This is a genomic window from Planococcus sp. TJ-201 (assembly GCF_058268495.1).
Genome location: NZ_JBZDOG010000002.1, coordinates 301,841 through 315,782 on the forward strand (window position 1 = coordinate 301,841; position 13,942 = coordinate 315,782).

Below are 13,942 nucleotides of genomic sequence, written 5' to 3' on the forward strand. Positions count from 1 at the left end.
GGTGACTGACTCTGGTAGATACCGATACAGCCAGCAGATCGACCTTACCAAACTGCTCTCAACTTATTTCATCAGTAGTTTCCGGTCCGCTGCGAGCGACAGCAATTCTTTCGCATGCTGAAGGGTCAGGTCCGTGATCTCTGCGCCCGACAACATTCGGCTCATTTCTTCAGTTCGTTCACGTCCATCCAGTTCTGTAACAGCAGTGGTGGTCCGCTGCTTATCAACTTTCTTTTCAATAAATAGGTGCTGATCAGCCATAGCCGCAACTTGCGGCAAATGCGAGATGCACAACACTTGTGAATGAACCGATATGGCTGCGATCTTTTCCGCTATGGCTTGCGCCACGCGTCCACTGACACCAGTATCCACTTCATCGAAAATAATGGAAGTAATGCCTTGATGCTTAGAAAAAATGGTTTTCAACGCGAGCATCATTCGGGACAACTCGCCGCCAGATGCCACCTTGGTTAATGGTTTTAGCGGTTCACCAAGATTTGTCGAAATATAGAAGGAAATTGAGTCATGGCCATTTCGGTCAAATCGGCCATTTGGCAATACCGAAAAATTCACCTCAAACGAGGCTTTTGCCATATGTAATTCCTTTAACTGCTCCATAATGGCCTTGCCCAAGCTTTTTGCAGCTTTTCGGCGAAGAATCGTCAATTCTTCTGCTTCCACACGCAAATCCTCGGTCAATTCCTTTAACTTTTCCTGATCCAGTTGATAGCGCTGATCACGATTCACCAATTTATCCAATTCGTCTGTCTGCTTCTCATGATACAGCAAAATGTCTTCAACGGATGCACCATATTTTCTTTTTAAGGATTGAATAACAGCTAAACGCTGCTCGATGTCATTTAAACGGGCGGGATCAAACTCCATGTCATCCAAAATTCGCTTGATTTCCGTTCCTGTGTCTTGAATCAAGTAAAAAGCACCAGAAAGGGTTTCCGAGGATCCTGTAAAGGTGTCATCTACGGCTGCAGCATGCTCCAGTTCCGACATAGCCGAACCGATCCAATCCAGACCTTTGCTTTCGCCTTGTATCGCTTCATGGGCTGCTGAAATGGATTCATAGATTTTGTTGAAGTTTTGCAGTTTTTTTCGTTCCAAAACCATTTCTTCTTCTTCGCCGAGAACCAGTTCCGCTGCTTCAATTTCCTGCAGCTGAAAGGTCAACAAATCGATGCGTTGTGCAATCTGCTGTTCATTTTCGGTATAGGAAGAAAACTCACGTTTTAATTTTGTGTATTTATCGAAAGTGTGGCTGTAGCTTTCTTTTGACTTGGCCAGGCTTTTTCCTGCAAACTGATCCAGCAAGTAGAGATGTTGTTTTTCGTCCATCAATTCCTGTGTTTCATGTTGGCCATGAATATCAATCAGCGCAGCGCCAACTTCACGCAAAATAGAGATGGTCACTAGTTTGCCGTTGATGCGGCAGACATTTTTTCCTTTGTCATTCAATTCACGGCGCAGCAAAATGTCGCCATCACTCCATGTGATGCCGAACTCTTCTAATTTACGGAATACCGGATGCTGTTCATCTTCCAGCGAAAACAGTCCTTCAATTTCCGCTTTTTTAGCACCGTGGCGAATAAACTCCTGGCTGCCGCGGCCGCCAGCCAACAAGTGGACTGCATCGATAATGATGGATTTCCCAGCTCCGGTTTCCCCCGTTAATACTGTCAGCCCTTCCGAGAAACTGACAGTCAAAGCATCGATTATAGCAAAATTGCGTATGTCTAATTCCCGAAGCATTTCCGTTCACCTCTTCTTAAAGCATTTCGATTAAACGCTGTTTTAGAATTTCACGATGTTCGGTGTCTCTGCAAATAATTAAGCATGTGTCATCTCCGCAAATAGTTCCCAAAATTTCTTCCCAGTCCAAATGGTCAATCAATGACCCAATTGCATGGGCATTCCCTGGCAATGTTTTCATGACCAAAAAGTGGCTGGCCCCATCAATGCTGACAAAAGCATCCGTCAATGCGCGGTGCAATTTCTGCATTGGATTAAAGCGCTGGTCTGCCGGCAAACTGTACTTATAACGCCCGTCCTGAAGTGGGACTTTGACCAAATGCAATTCTTTTATATCACGAGATACAGTGGCTTGTGTAACTTCGTATCCGGCTGACTTCAATAAATCCACCAGCTCATCCTGCGTTTCAATTTCACGATTTGAAATGAGATCGCGTATTTTAATGTGGCGCTGTCCCTTGTTCATGGTGTTCCCCCTTGAGTGAATATTTATTCCATATACTTAATATCCTACAGTTATTTCATTCATAAGACAAGAAAAGCATGTGAAATCATAAGAAACCCAGAACAGTTGATCGCAATACAAAAACACGTTCCAAAAGAAAACACATTCCAATTGGAATGTGTTTACAAAGATGTATGTGCAGACTCAACTGTTTCGTTGATCAACGAAACAGAGATTCCGGCTATGTCACTGCCTTCAGCAGCGGATTGAAGATGAAATAAAAATTCAATATTGCCTTCCCCACCAGTAATAGGAGAGAACGACATATTTTTCACGTGAAAACCGGAGTCAACTGCAAACATGCCGACTTTTAGCAGGACATCACGATGAATTTTAGGATCACGAATAATGCCCTTTTTCCCAACGTTTTCCCTGCCTGCCTCAAATTGCGGCTTCACCAGCGCAATGACATCTCCGCCTGGAACCAGAACCTGTTTCAAGACTGGAAAAATAATGCGCAACGATATAAACGATACATCGATTGTGGCAAATTCCGGCAGGCCCTGTATAAAATCTTCAGGTTTGGAATGGCGGAAATTTACCCGTTCCATCACTGTCACACGTTCGTCTTGCCGGATTTTCCAAGCCAATTGGTTATACCCAACATCCAACGCGTAGCAATGTTTGGCACCGTTTTGAAGTGCACAATCCGTAAAGCCGCCAGTCGATGAGCCAATATCCAGCATCAGTTTGCCATCGACCGAAAGATCGAACTCCTGAAGTGCTTTTTCAAGTTTCAGGCCACCGCGGCTGACGTATTTCAAATCATTGCCTTTCATTTGAAGCGGAGCGTCTTCCATGATTTTCTCGCCAGGCTTGTTCATGCGCTCAGAACCCGAATAAATAATTCCGGCCATAATCGCCCGTTTTGCTTTTTCCCGTGTTTCACAGATGCCCCGTTCTACCAACAGGACATCTACACGTTCTTTTTTAGGTTTGTTCATAGAATGGTCGAACCTGCCTGTTTTTGGACTTGTGTCCATTTTTTAACGACACGGACAACTTCATCGCTGTTCAAATGAATTTCATCCATCAGCTCAGAAACATCGCCGTGTTCGATAAATTGATCTGGAATCCCCAAACGGTCAATAGCAGTTTCGCGGTAATCATTTTCCTGTGCAAATTCCAGAACAGCGCTGCCAAATCCGCCTTGAAGTACAGCTTCCTCAATCGTTATGACTGGAATTTTGCGTTCAAAAATACTGTGCAGCATGGCTTGATCCATTGGCTTAATGAAACGGGCATTCACGACTTCAGCTGAAATGCCTTGCTCAAGCAATTGCTCCGCTGCATGCATCGCCATCGGAATCGTTGTACCAAAAGTCAGAATCACAGCGTCGGTTCCTTTTTGAAGAACTTCCCATGAACCGATTGGCAATGCTTTAAGCTCTTCGTCCATTGCGACGCCAAGGCCGTTGCCTCTTGGGTAGCGCAAGGCGATTGGGCCGCCGTTGTAATCAATGGCCGTTTTGACCATATGTTGTCCTTCGTTTTCGTCTTTTGGCATCATAATGACCATATTAGGCAAGTGGCGCAGGAACGCGATATCGAAAACGCCTTGATGCGTTTCACCGTCTGCTCCGACCAAACCTGAACGGTCGATCCCAATAAAGACATTTAAATTTTGGCGGCAAATATCGTGAACGACCTGATCGTACGCACGCTGAAGGAATGTGGAATAAATCGCAAGAAATGGCTTCATGTCTTGCGTTGCCAGTCCAGCAGCCATTGTTGTCGCATGCTGTTCCGCAATTCCAACATCAAACATGCGTTCAGGGAATTCCGAAGCAAAGCCTTCCAGTTTTGAACCAACCGGCATTGCCGGCGTAATTGCGACAATGCGCTCGTCCGTACGGGCCAGTTTCCGAACAGTTTCCGCTACCAAACCGCTCCAAGAAGGTGCTTTAGAAGAAGACTTGACCAAATCGCCTGTTTCCATCTTATAAGGACCAGTGCCGTGCCATGTTCCAATCAAATCTTGTTCTGCCGGCAAAAATCCTTTGCCTTTTTTCGTAACGACATGCAGCAAAACGGGACCTTTAGTTTTCTTGGCATAACGAAGATTTTCTTCCAGCTCATCCAAGTCATGACCGTCAATCGGTCCTAAATACGTAAAGCCCATTTCTTCAAAGAACATGCCTGAAACCACAAGGTATTTTAAGGAATCTTTTACCCGTTCAGCTGTTGACGCGAGTTTCCCGCCAACCGCTGGGACTTTTTTCAATAAATATTCCAAATCATCTTTTACTTTGTTGTACTTTCCAGCTGTCCGCATCCGGCCGAGCATGCTATGCATGGCACCGACATTTGGAGCGATCGACATTTCGTTGTCGTTTAGAATGACCACCATGTCCGTTTGCGCATGGCCGATATGATTCAGCGCCTCAAAAGCCATTCCGCCTGTCAGCGCCCCATCACCAATAATTGGGATAACGTGGTTGCTGTCTTTTTTAATATCACGGGCAGCAGCCATTCCCATTGCAGCTGACAAAGAAGTCGAGCTGTGGCCGGTTTCCCAGACATCGTGATCACTTTCGTTGCGTTTCGGAAATCCGCAGAGGCCTTTAAATTGACGCAAAGTGTCAAATTGGCTGGCTCTTCCTGTCAGAATTTTATGTACGTAAGACTGATGCCCCACGTCCCAAAGAAATTTGTCTGCCGGGCTGTCGAATACTTTATGCAGTGCAACTGTCAGTTCCACAACTCCGAGATTGGGGCCGATATGCCCACCTGTTACTGATAAATTTTCTATTAGAAACCGTCTTATATCTTCACTTAATACTTCAAGCTGCTTTGTGTTCAGCTCTTTTAAGAAAGATGGACTAGTAATCGAATGAAGATCCATTGCCATCACACACCTTTTTATATAATTTTCCTTCGGACTTTCTGTTCATATTATATCAGTCTACAGCGAATGTACAAATCAGAGCCTTAAAAATTAGCTTTTTCTTTGGACAATCAACTCTGTCAACTGCAAGAGCAATGCTTTTTCTCCGTTCAGCGAGTGCAGCGCATTGATGGCTTCTAATGCATGGAATTCCAGCTTTTCTTTAGCTTTTGGCAAGGTCAAAAGGCTTGGATAGGTACTTTTTTCACTGGTTTCATCTTTACCAGCCGTTTTTCCAAGTTCTTCGGAAGTTCCTGTAACATCCAAAATGTCATCCTGAATTTGAAAAGCAAGACCCAAATGCTCCCCGAATCGGCTAAGCGCCATCATTTCCTCATTGGAAGCCTTTGCAAGGATGCCGCCAGCCAAAATGCTGTACGTCAACAATGCGCCTGTTTTCAACCGGTGCACTTGCTCTAATTCCTGCAGCGTCAGTTTCTTTTCTTCCCCTTCAATATCGAGCACCTGTCCTCCGACCATGCCTTCAGCGCCTGAAGAAACGCTCATTAAGTCAATCAAGCGCACTTTATCATCGCTTGATACATGCTGCAGGCGGGCCACGATGCCAAAGCTGTAAGTCAACAGCGCGTCGCCTGCCAAAATGGCAACAGCTTCCCCAAACACTTTGTGGTTGGTGGGCATGCCGCGACGCAAATCGTCGTTGTCCATGCTTGGCAAGTCATCGTGAATCAGTGAGTAAGTATGAATCATTTCAATTGCTGCGGCCACTTTGAGTGCATCCGGATGGTCTTGTCCGCTTAATTCGTGAAGGACAGCAAGCAGCAAGATCGGCCGAATCCGTTTTCCTCCAGCCTGCAGCGAGTAATGCATGGATTCCTTCAAGGAATTAGGAATCGACAGGGACAAAATTTGCTCAGCCATTTGCTGTTGGATGAGTGGTTCGTAATTTGTGCGGAATTCGGTTAAATTCATTTAGCATTCCCGTCCATTTCTATGTCAGCTGGCACTTCTTTGCCGTCTTTCATCATCGTTACCAGTTGGCTTTCCGCATTCTGCAGTTTATCGTGGCAGACTTTCGAAAGCTCCATGCCTTTTTGGTATAGCGTTAAGGCTTGTTCGAGCGGCACATCTCCCTGCTCGAGCTGACGAACGATTTCTTCAAGTTGTTCCATTGCATCATTGAACATGATTTTCTTTTCAGCCATCGTTTTGGTCTCCTTTTTTTGCTGGATTTACTTCATTGACAGTTGACCGGACGGTGCCATCCTGCATTGCGATGGTCAAGCGGTCGCCTGCTTTTACTTGCGCTGTACTTTTAACGACAGCTCCTTCTATATAAGGAATCGAATAACCCCGGTCCATAATTTTCAATGGGCTCAGGGCATCAAGCGTTCGAATTGCTGACGACAGCTGCTGCGTGCGATTTTTCAACAGCTGGTTTACTTGATAATCAAGTCTTCTTGCCAGTTCTGCTACTTCCGTTTCGGATTGGCGAATCCGCTGCAGCGGCACGCGGGATTTCAGCTGCTGATCCAGTGTGCGGTAGCGTTCCTGTGAGCGTTTTAAGTGCTGGACAGACTCGCGTTGAAGCGAATCTGTCGCGCGTTCGACACGCTCGATAAAGGGCCGGTACAGACGCTCTGGATAAGCGAGCGGAAAGGACGAAGTCAACCGGTTCAGCGATTGCCTGTGCTGATTGACAGTACCGGAAACGGTCCGGTACATGCGGCTGCGGGAGCTGGATACGCGCTCGAGCAGTTCGGCCTGGCTTGGTACAGCCAATTCTGCAGCTGCTGTCGGCGTGGGTGCCCGCAGGTCCGAAACAAAGTCAGCAATGGTGGTATCCGTTTCATGGCCGATCGCGGAAATGACCGGTATGTGCGAATCAAAGATAACCCGTGCCACTGCTTCTTCATTAAAGGCCCATAAATCTTCAATGGATCCACCGCCCCGCCCGACAATCAGCACATCAAAATCACCTTTATTTGCTGCTTGGATGGATTGGACGATCGATTGCGTCGCTCCGGCCCCTTGCACAAGCGTCGGATACAGCACAACGTTTGCCAACGGATAGCGCCGGTGCAAAGTGATGATGATGTCGCGTACGGCAGCACCTGTCTGCGCAGTGACTACGGCAATTCTTTTTGGAAAACGCGGCAAAGGCTTTTTGTGGCTTGCATCGAATAATCCTTCTTTGGCTAATTTTTCTTTTAATTGTTCAAATGCCAAGTAATAGTCGCCAATGCCGTCAGCTTGCATAGATTGCGCATATAATTGGTATTGTCCGGAAGCTTCATAGACTGAAACATCTCCGCGGATCAACACCGTCATCCCGCTTTCCGGCTTGAATTTGACGGATTTCGCGCTTGCTGAAAACATGACGCCCGGCAATCGTGCGGCATTGTCTTTTAAGGTAAAGTAAATATGTCCGCTCGTATGGATTTTGACATTCGACAGTTCTCCTTTGACGTAAACGTCGCGAAGGTGAGGATCGGCATCAAATTTCTTTTTTATGTATTTGGTTAAGGCTTTGACACTTAAATACGGGTCGTTTGACACACGTTCAACCCCTGTCTGTGAATTTAAAAAGCTGTCTTTCTTTCGAAAAACAGCCCTATTGCTCTTTATTTTACATGCTTCTGCCTATTTTGTCTTTGATAATCCTTTTTCTGCCGATTCCAGTGTATTTCCCATCAGCATTGCAATGGTCATGGGCCCAACACCGCCTGGAACTGGAGTCACAAAACTAGCTGTTTCTTGAACATCCTCAAAATCGACATCTCCGCACAGTTTGCCATTTTCGTCCCGGTTCATGCCGACATCAATGATCACAGCACCCGGTTTAATAAACGTATGGTCAATAAACTTGGCTCTGCCAATCGCAGCAATCAAAATATCGGCTTGCGCTGTGATGCTTGCCAAATCTTTCGTTTTGGAATGGCAATACGTCACCGTTGCATCCTTTTGAAGCAGCAGCTGGCCAATTGGCTTGCCGACTATATTGCTACGGCCGATGACGACGGCATGTTTGCCCGCGGGATCAATGCCGTAATGGGACAGGAGCTCCATAATGCCGTGCGGCGTGCAAGGCAGGAAGGCCTCTTTGCCGATCATCATATTGCCGACAGAAATCGGATGGAATCCATCCACATCTTTTTCTGGACTGATAGCTGAGATGACTTTGAATTCATCGATTTGAGCTGGCAACGGCAATTGCACAAGGATGCCGTGAATTTCCGGATCCTGGTTTAATTGGTCTATTTTCGCCAACAGTTCCTGTTCAGTCAACGTATCTGGAAACTGATGCAGGTCTGAGCGCATGCCAAGTGCTTCGCATGTCTTCTTCTTGTTTTTTACATATGTAAGGGAGGCGGAATTTTCCCCAACCAGCACAACAGCCAGTCCCGGGGTAATTCCCTGCTGCACAAGGTTCTCTACTCGCTCTTTTACCTGAACTTTAATTTTCTGGCTTACCGCTTTTCCATCAATCAATTTTGCAGTCATGTAAACTCCTCCAATTTAACTTGCTGATTCGTCTGTGAACTTCGAAAGGACTCCATTAACAAAGCGGCTGGATTTATCATCTCCGAAAGTTTTGCTCAGTTCAATCGCTTCGTTCATGACGACGCGCGCCGGTGCATCTTCCATATAGCCCAGTTCAAAGATGGCCATGCGAAGAATTGTCCGTTCGATTTTGGGAAGACGTTCCAATGACCAATTTTCCAAGTGGCCAACCAGTTTTTCATCGATCTCCGCCATATTAGCATGAGTGCCTTGCACCAATAAACTATAAAAATTATCATTTTCGCCAGCCATTACATGGTCCATGGCTTCGTCGATGGTCAATTCAGTTCCCTCTAATTGAAATAAGGTCTGAAGCGCTTTTTCGCGTGCTTCGTGTCGTTTCATAATATATCCGATCTCCTTTTCACAGCTAATTATTTCCCCATTATACAGGTATTCCGGCTGAACTTCCATGTTTGAAATGTTCGGTCAATAGGACGTTGCCTCTGTGAAACTTGTTTTCTTTCAGGAATATATTGGGATTATCCGAACAAAACAAAGAGAAGGCTGCCCCAAAACCACTTCTGGTTTTCAGGACAGCCTCGCTGCTTATTCTGTTGCTTGGGGCTCGAAATTGACGCCGGTGATATGGACATTCACTTCCTGCGTTTGAAGCGATGTCATATTCTCAAGCGTTTGCCGAACTTGTTCTTGTATTTTTAAAGCGGTCTTTGGAATGGAGACGCCGTAATTGATGACACAATAAACATCAATTGCCAGTCCTTCTTCCGAAAGATCGGTTTTGATGCCTTTGCCATGAACTTTTTTCCCCAACCGTTCAACCACACCAGAGGCAAAATTGCCGCGCATGCTGGCGACGCCTTCAATATCTGTTGCTGCAATGCTGGCGATGATCTCCAATACTTCCGGAGCCACCTCGATATTGCCTAAATCTTGAGCTCCATGCGATTTCATGCGTACGTAAGGTGCTGTTTTTTCTGCCATTTGCCAAGCTCCTCCTTATGATCCCAGTACATCGTATTTTTCAAGGAATTTCGTATTGAAATTGCCTGATTTGAATACGTCGTGATCCATTAATTTCAAATGGAACGGAATCGTCGTAAATACGCCTTCGATGACAAATTCATCCAACGCGCGCTTCATTTTCGCAACTGCTTCTTCACGTGTGTCTGCGAACGTAATCAGTTTGGCCACCATGGAATCGTAATAAGGCGGGATCGTATACCCTGAATACATCGCGGAATCAATTCTGACGCCCATGCCGCCCGGTGGCAGGTACATATCAACTTTGCCAGCTGAAGGCATAAAGTTTTTCGCCGGATTTTCTGCATTGATGCGGCATTCAATCGACCAGCCCTTGAACGTCACGTCTTCCTGTTTGTATGCAAGTGTCTGACCCGAAGCAACTTTTAACTGCTGTTGGATCAAGTCAATTCCCGTAATCATTTCCGTAACCGGATGCTCTACTTGAATGCGTGTGTTCATTTCCATAAAGTAGAATTTTTGGTTGACGGCATCAAAGATAAATTCCACCGTTCCAGCCCCGCGGTAATTGACGGCCAAAGCCGCTTTTACTGCAGCATCTCCCATTTCGGCGCGCAGCTCCGGCGACAGGGCCGGTGATGGCGCTTCTTCAACCAGCTTTTGCATCCGGCGCTGGATCGAACAGTCTCGTTCGCCCAAATGAATGGCGTTGCCATGCGAATCCGCCAGTACTTGAATTTCAATATGGCGGAAATCCTCAATGAATTTCTCAATATAAACTCCTGGGTTGCCAAAAGCCGCGGCCGCTTCTTTTTGCGTCATGTTTAAGCCTTTGATGAAATCTTCGCGCGTATGTGCCACCCGGATCCCTTTTCCGCCGCCGCCTGCAGTTGCTTTGATGATAACCGGAAATCCGAGTTCATCGGCAATGCGCAGCCCTTCTTCTTCATTAGCTACGATGCCGGTTGAACCCGGCACGACAGGCACCCCTGCTTTTCGCATAGTTTCACGCGCCACATCTTTCGTGCCCATGCGCGAAATTGCGTCTGCTGTCGGACCAATAAACATGATGTCGCATGCTTCGCAAAGTTCCGCAAAACTCGCATTTTCAGCCAGGAAACCGTATCCTGGGTGGATGCCATCACAATTGGTCAACTTGGCTACCGACATGATATTGGAAAAGTTCAAGTAACTGTCTTTTGATAGTTTTGGACCGATGCAGTATGCTTCATCTGCGAGCTCGACATGAAGTGCTTCTTTATCGGCTTCTGAATATACAGCGACCGTTTCGATCCCCATCTCTTTACAAGCCCGGATAATCCGGACCGCAATTTCTCCACGGTTTGCAATCAATACCTTCTTCATCGCCATCTCCCCTTTCCTCAGTTTGCTTTCACGAGGAACAAAGGCTGGCCATATTCAACAAGCTGACCATCTTTTACAAGAATTTCAGCAATTTCCCCATCTACTTCTGCTTCGATTTCATTGAATAGTTTCATGGCTTCTACGATGCAGACCACCTGATCGGCAGTTACTTTTGTTCCCGTTTGTACGTAAGGTGCCTCGTCTGGAGATGGAGACTCGTAAAATGTGCCAACCATTGGCGAAAGAATTTTATGGTACTCAGAATCATCGTTAACCGGAATCTCCGGTGCTTCCTGCGATACCAGTTCTTCAGCTTTCGGTTCTTTTGCTGGTGCTGCGGCGGCTGGAGTTTCTGCAACACTAGGCGCTTGTGGTGTTTGAACAGTGTTTGCAGCTTGCTGGACGTTGCCAGATCCGCTTTTCTTCATTTTAACTTTGACGCCTTCAAATTCGTAAGAGAATTCCTCAATAGACGATCCATCTACCAATTTGATAATTTCACGGATTTCTTGAATTTTCATATTCATCCTACTCCCCTAATATGTATTAAACTGATTTCTATTTCATTTTAGACTTTTTCATCATGTTTTGAAATAGCTGAGCCGACTTTTTAAAAAAAGGCCCCTAAATATAGAGGCCTTTTGGTTGCTATTGAGCTCGTGACACGTATGAAGAGTCCGTTGTGTTGATGATTAGGTGATCGCCTTCGTTGATGAAGAACGGCACTTGAACTGACAAGCCCGTTGACAGGACCGCAGGCTTTGATCCGCCGCTTGCTGTGTCGCCTTTGATGCCTGGATCTGTTTGAACCACTTCTAAGACTACTGTGTTCGGCAATTCAACGCCAAGCACTTCCCCTTGGAACTGGATAACCTGGACTTCCATGTTTTCCTGAAGAAACTTCAATTCATACTCAATGTTTTTTTCAGGCAATTCGATTTGGTCGTACGTCTCAGTATCCATGAATGCGTGCATGTCGCCATTAGCATACAAATACTGCATTTTGCTGTTGTCGATTTGTGCTTTGGCTACTTTTTCGCCCGCACGGAATGTTTTTTCTGTAACGCTTCCTGAACGCAGATTGCGGAGCTTTGTCCGTACAAATGCAGCACCCTTACCTGGTTTTACGTGCTGAAATTCCATGACGCGCCAAATTCCGCCGTCCACTTCAATTGTCACACCTGTTTTAAAATCGTTTACTGAAATCATTATAGTTCCTCCGTTTGTTATAAAATGCGAAGCTCTTTTGTGGAGTTAGTCAACCGTTCATTTCCTGACTCGGTTATCAGTATATCATCTTCAATGCGGACTCCGCCAACTCCTGGCAGATAAATTCCCGGTTCCACGGTTACAGCCATGCCTGGCTCCAAAACCGTTTCCGATCTGAATGACAAACCTGGGCTCTCATGCACTTCCAAGCCAATGCCATGGCCAGTCGAATGGCCAAACGCTTCTCCGTACCCTTTAGACTTAATAAAATCTCGCGCCAGTGCATCTGCCTCGATGCCGCTCATGCCCGGTCCGATTTTCTCCACGCCTAATTCCTGCGCCTTCAATACAATATCATATATTTCTTTCATCTGGGCTGAAGGTTCACCAACAGCTACCGTACGGGTGATGTCGGATATGTATCCGTTGTAGAGAGCTCCGAAATCCAAGGTAATCATGTCGCCTTTTTCAATGACTTTGTCTGTTGCCACGCCATGTGGCAATGCTGAGCGAAGCCCTGAAGCCACAATGATGTCAAAGCTAGATGAAGTCGCACCTTGTTTTCTCATGAAAAATTCCAGTTCATTGGAAACTTCCACTTCTTTCAGCCCCGGGCGAATAAATCCGCAAATGTGCTCAAATGCATCGTCTGCAATCTTGGCTGCAGCTTTCAAGACAGAGACTTCCTCTGGCGTCTTGACCATCCGGATTTTTTCGATCAAGTTGCTGATTGGCTCTAGCTCCACATCCATCTTTTCCTTGTATTGCACAGCTGTTGAATAAGTCATGTAATCCTGCTCAAAAGCCAGTTTCTGTATGCCCATCGAGGAAACAGTTTGAACGGCTTGATCCATCAGGTTTTTTTCTGCCTGCACCACTTCAAATTCTTTTATTTGCTCATTGGCTTGTTCCGTATAACGAAAATCTGTGATAAATACCGCTTTGTCTTGTGTCACGATTGCCAGACCGGCAGTTCCGGTAAATTCGGTAATATAACGCAGATTGTATGAACTGGTGACAAGTACGGCCTCGATATTTCGATGCTTCATTTCTGTGCGCAGTTTTTGTAGTTTCACTGTGTTCATCCTCTCTCCTGTTTTAAAATCAGCGCTTGCAGCGCCAATTTATAGACGTCCTGCCCAAATCCGACAATCTGCCCAATCGTAACTGGGGAAATATAGGAATGGTGGCGGAATTCCTCACGCTTGTGAACATTCGATATATGTACTTCAATTACGGGAACTTGGATTGCAGCGATGGCATCACGTATCGCGATGCTCGTATGCGTATAGGCTCCTGCATTTAAGACAATGCCAGAAAGCGCTTCATCGCCAGCTCCGTGAATCCAGTCAATCAATTCCCCTTCATGGTTTGACTGTCGGCAAATCAACTCAATGCCATGATGATAAGAAAACTCAACGAGCTCTTTCTCCAACTCTTCCAGCGTAAACGTCCCGTATGCTTCTTTCTCCCGCTTGCCCAAGCGATTTAAGTTCGGGCCGTTCAGAACCAGCACGCGCATTCGACCTTCTCCCTCCCTCAACACATTCTTCATTATTTTAACATATCGGAACAATCCAGCAACTTTTTAGAAATGCGGAAGCAGCCGTTCAGATTCGACGGGCATAAGACAGATCGGCGAAGTGTCGTTCTTTGCCGCACAGGCAAGCGGACTTAAGACCCCGAGATTCTAGGCGCTGAAGCTGGATCAAATAGAAATGCGGAAGCAGCCAAAAGAAAAACGC

At 46.1% G+C, this 13,942-nt stretch carries 15 protein-coding genes; all 15 read right to left on the reverse strand.

The genetic code is table 11. From position 1 onward, the window contains the following. Window positions 1-63: 63 nt before the first annotated feature. The 15 genes from recN to aroQ all read right to left on the reverse strand — a co-directional run bounded on the left by recN (window position 64) and on the right by aroQ (window position 13,719). Window positions 64-1,761: a DNA repair protein RecN gene (gene recN / locus AC4EG4_RS07205; RefSeq protein ID WP_490987407.1), complete on the reverse strand. Its 1,698-nt coding sequence runs from the start codon at window positions 1,759-1,761 to the stop codon at window positions 64-66. 16 nt (window positions 1,762-1,777) lie between these two features. Then, window positions 1,778-2,227 (reverse strand): transcriptional regulator AhrC/ArgR, encoded by a 450-nt coding sequence (gene ahrC / locus AC4EG4_RS07210; RefSeq protein WP_142827854.1) that lies wholly within the window; start codon window positions 2,225-2,227, stop codon window positions 1,778-1,780. A gap of 161 nt (window positions 2,228-2,388) precedes the next feature. Beyond that, on the reverse strand, window positions 2,389-3,210 hold the full coding sequence (locus tag AC4EG4_RS07215) for a TlyA family RNA methyltransferase (protein WP_490978600.1): 822 nt from the start codon (window positions 3,208-3,210) through the stop codon (window positions 2,389-2,391). Further along, complete coding sequence (dxs, locus tag AC4EG4_RS07220) at window positions 3,207-5,111, reverse strand: 1-deoxy-D-xylulose-5-phosphate synthase (protein WP_490987514.1); 1,905 nt, start codon at window positions 5,109-5,111, stop codon at window positions 3,207-3,209. The genes AC4EG4_RS07215 and dxs overlap by 4 nt, the downstream gene beginning before the upstream one ends. 93 nt (window positions 5,112-5,204) lie before the next feature. Further along, on the reverse strand, window positions 5,205-6,086 hold the full coding sequence (locus tag AC4EG4_RS07225) for a polyprenyl synthetase family protein (protein WP_490987408.1): 882 nt from the start codon (window positions 6,084-6,086) through the stop codon (window positions 5,205-5,207). Continuing rightward, window positions 6,083-6,319: an exodeoxyribonuclease VII small subunit gene (gene xseB, locus AC4EG4_RS07230; protein WP_142827851.1), complete on the reverse strand. Its 237-nt coding sequence runs from the start codon at window positions 6,317-6,319 to the stop codon at window positions 6,083-6,085. Before xseB ends, AC4EG4_RS07225 begins: the two co-directional genes overlap by 4 nt. Further along, on the reverse strand, window positions 6,312-7,673 hold the full coding sequence (xseA, locus tag AC4EG4_RS07235) for an exodeoxyribonuclease VII large subunit (RefSeq protein ID WP_490987409.1): 1,362 nt from the start codon (window positions 7,671-7,673) through the stop codon (window positions 6,312-6,314). The genes xseB and xseA overlap by 8 nt, the downstream gene beginning before the upstream one ends. An 84-nt stretch (window positions 7,674-7,757) precedes the next feature. Continuing rightward, window positions 7,758-8,618 (reverse strand): bifunctional methylenetetrahydrofolate dehydrogenase/methenyltetrahydrofolate cyclohydrolase FolD, encoded by an 861-nt coding sequence (gene folD / locus AC4EG4_RS07240; protein WP_490978603.1) that lies wholly within the window; start codon window positions 8,616-8,618, stop codon window positions 7,758-7,760. A gap of 15 nt (window positions 8,619-8,633) precedes the next feature. Continuing rightward, the gene (gene nusB / locus AC4EG4_RS07245; RefSeq protein ID WP_490978604.1) at window positions 8,634-9,023 is read right to left on the reverse strand and encodes a transcription antitermination factor NusB; all 390 of its coding nucleotides are present in this window, start codon (window positions 9,021-9,023) and stop codon (window positions 8,634-8,636) included. Between the two features lie 204 nt (window positions 9,024-9,227). Next, window positions 9,228-9,623, reverse strand: a complete 396-nt coding sequence (locus tag AC4EG4_RS07250) for an Asp23/Gls24 family envelope stress response protein (protein WP_490978605.1) — start codon at window positions 9,621-9,623, stop codon at window positions 9,228-9,230. Window positions 9,624-9,638: 15 nt separating this feature from the next. Continuing rightward, window positions 9,639-10,988, reverse strand: coding sequence for an acetyl-CoA carboxylase biotin carboxylase subunit (gene accC / locus AC4EG4_RS07255; RefSeq protein ID WP_490987410.1), 1,350 nt, complete (start codon window positions 10,986-10,988; stop codon window positions 9,639-9,641). Window positions 10,989-11,005: 17 nt separating this feature from the next. Continuing rightward, window positions 11,006-11,509 (reverse strand): acetyl-CoA carboxylase biotin carboxyl carrier protein, encoded by a 504-nt coding sequence (gene accB / locus AC4EG4_RS07260; RefSeq protein ID WP_490987411.1) that lies wholly within the window; start codon window positions 11,507-11,509, stop codon window positions 11,006-11,008. 127 nt (window positions 11,510-11,636) lie between these two features. Further along, the gene (gene efp, locus AC4EG4_RS07265) at window positions 11,637-12,197 is read right to left on the reverse strand and encodes an elongation factor P (protein WP_308788076.1); all 561 of its coding nucleotides are present in this window, start codon (window positions 12,195-12,197) and stop codon (window positions 11,637-11,639) included. 17 nt (window positions 12,198-12,214) lie between these two features. Further along, window positions 12,215-13,282, reverse strand: a complete 1,068-nt coding sequence (locus AC4EG4_RS07270) for a M24 family metallopeptidase (RefSeq protein WP_490987412.1) — start codon at window positions 13,280-13,282, stop codon at window positions 12,215-12,217. Continuing rightward, entirely contained in the window at window positions 13,279-13,719 is a 441-nt protein-coding gene (gene aroQ, locus AC4EG4_RS07275) for a type II 3-dehydroquinate dehydratase (protein ID WP_490987413.1), read from the reverse strand. Before aroQ ends, AC4EG4_RS07270 begins: the two co-directional genes overlap by 4 nt. Between the last annotated feature and the right edge of the window lie 223 nt (window positions 13,720-13,942).

What these genes read in the sequence shown, in the direction of transcription:
- accB (WP_490987411.1), bottom strand. Translation starts at nt 11,509, where the DNA reads ATGAAAATTCAAGAAATCCGTGAAATTATCAAATTGGTAGATGGATCG.
- aroQ (WP_490987413.1), bottom strand. Translation starts at nt 13,719, where the DNA reads ATGCGCGTGCTGGTTCTGAACGGCCCGAACTTAAATCGCTTGGGCAAG.
- ahrC (WP_142827854.1), bottom strand. Translation starts at nt 2,227, where the DNA reads ATGAACAAGGGACAGCGCCACATTAAAATACGCGATCTCATTTCAAAT.
- AC4EG4_RS07215 (WP_490978600.1), bottom strand. Translation starts at nt 3,210, where the DNA reads ATGAACAAACCTAAAAAAGAACGTGTAGATGTCCTGTTGGTAGAACGG.
- folD (WP_490978603.1), bottom strand. Translation starts at nt 8,618, where the DNA reads ATGACTGCAAAATTGATTGATGGAAAAGCGGTAAGCCAGAAAATTAAA.
- efp (WP_308788076.1), bottom strand. Translation starts at nt 12,197, where the DNA reads ATGATTTCAGTAAACGATTTTAAAACAGGTGTGACAATTGAAGTGGAC.
- AC4EG4_RS07270 (WP_490987412.1), bottom strand. Translation starts at nt 13,282, where the DNA reads ATGAACACAGTGAAACTACAAAAACTGCGCACAGAAATGAAGCATCGA.
- dxs (WP_490987514.1), bottom strand. Translation starts at nt 5,111, where the DNA reads ATGGATCTTCATTCGATTACTAGTCCATCTTTCTTAAAAGAGCTGAAC.
- xseB (WP_142827851.1), bottom strand. Translation starts at nt 6,319, where the DNA reads ATGGCTGAAAAGAAAATCATGTTCAATGATGCAATGGAACAACTTGAA.
- accC (WP_490987410.1), bottom strand. Translation starts at nt 10,988, where the DNA reads ATGAAGAAGGTATTGATTGCAAACCGTGGAGAAATTGCGGTCCGGATT.
- nusB (WP_490978604.1), bottom strand. Translation starts at nt 9,023, where the DNA reads ATGAAACGACACGAAGCACGCGAAAAAGCGCTTCAGACCTTATTTCAA.
- recN (WP_490987407.1), bottom strand. Translation starts at nt 1,761, where the DNA reads ATGCTTCGGGAATTAGACATACGCAATTTTGCTATAATCGATGCTTTG.
- AC4EG4_RS07250 (WP_490978605.1), bottom strand. Translation starts at nt 9,623, where the DNA reads ATGGCAGAAAAAACAGCACCTTACGTACGCATGAAATCGCATGGAGCT.
- AC4EG4_RS07225 (WP_490987408.1), bottom strand. Translation starts at nt 6,086, where the DNA reads ATGAATTTAACCGAATTCCGCACAAATTACGAACCACTCATCCAACAG.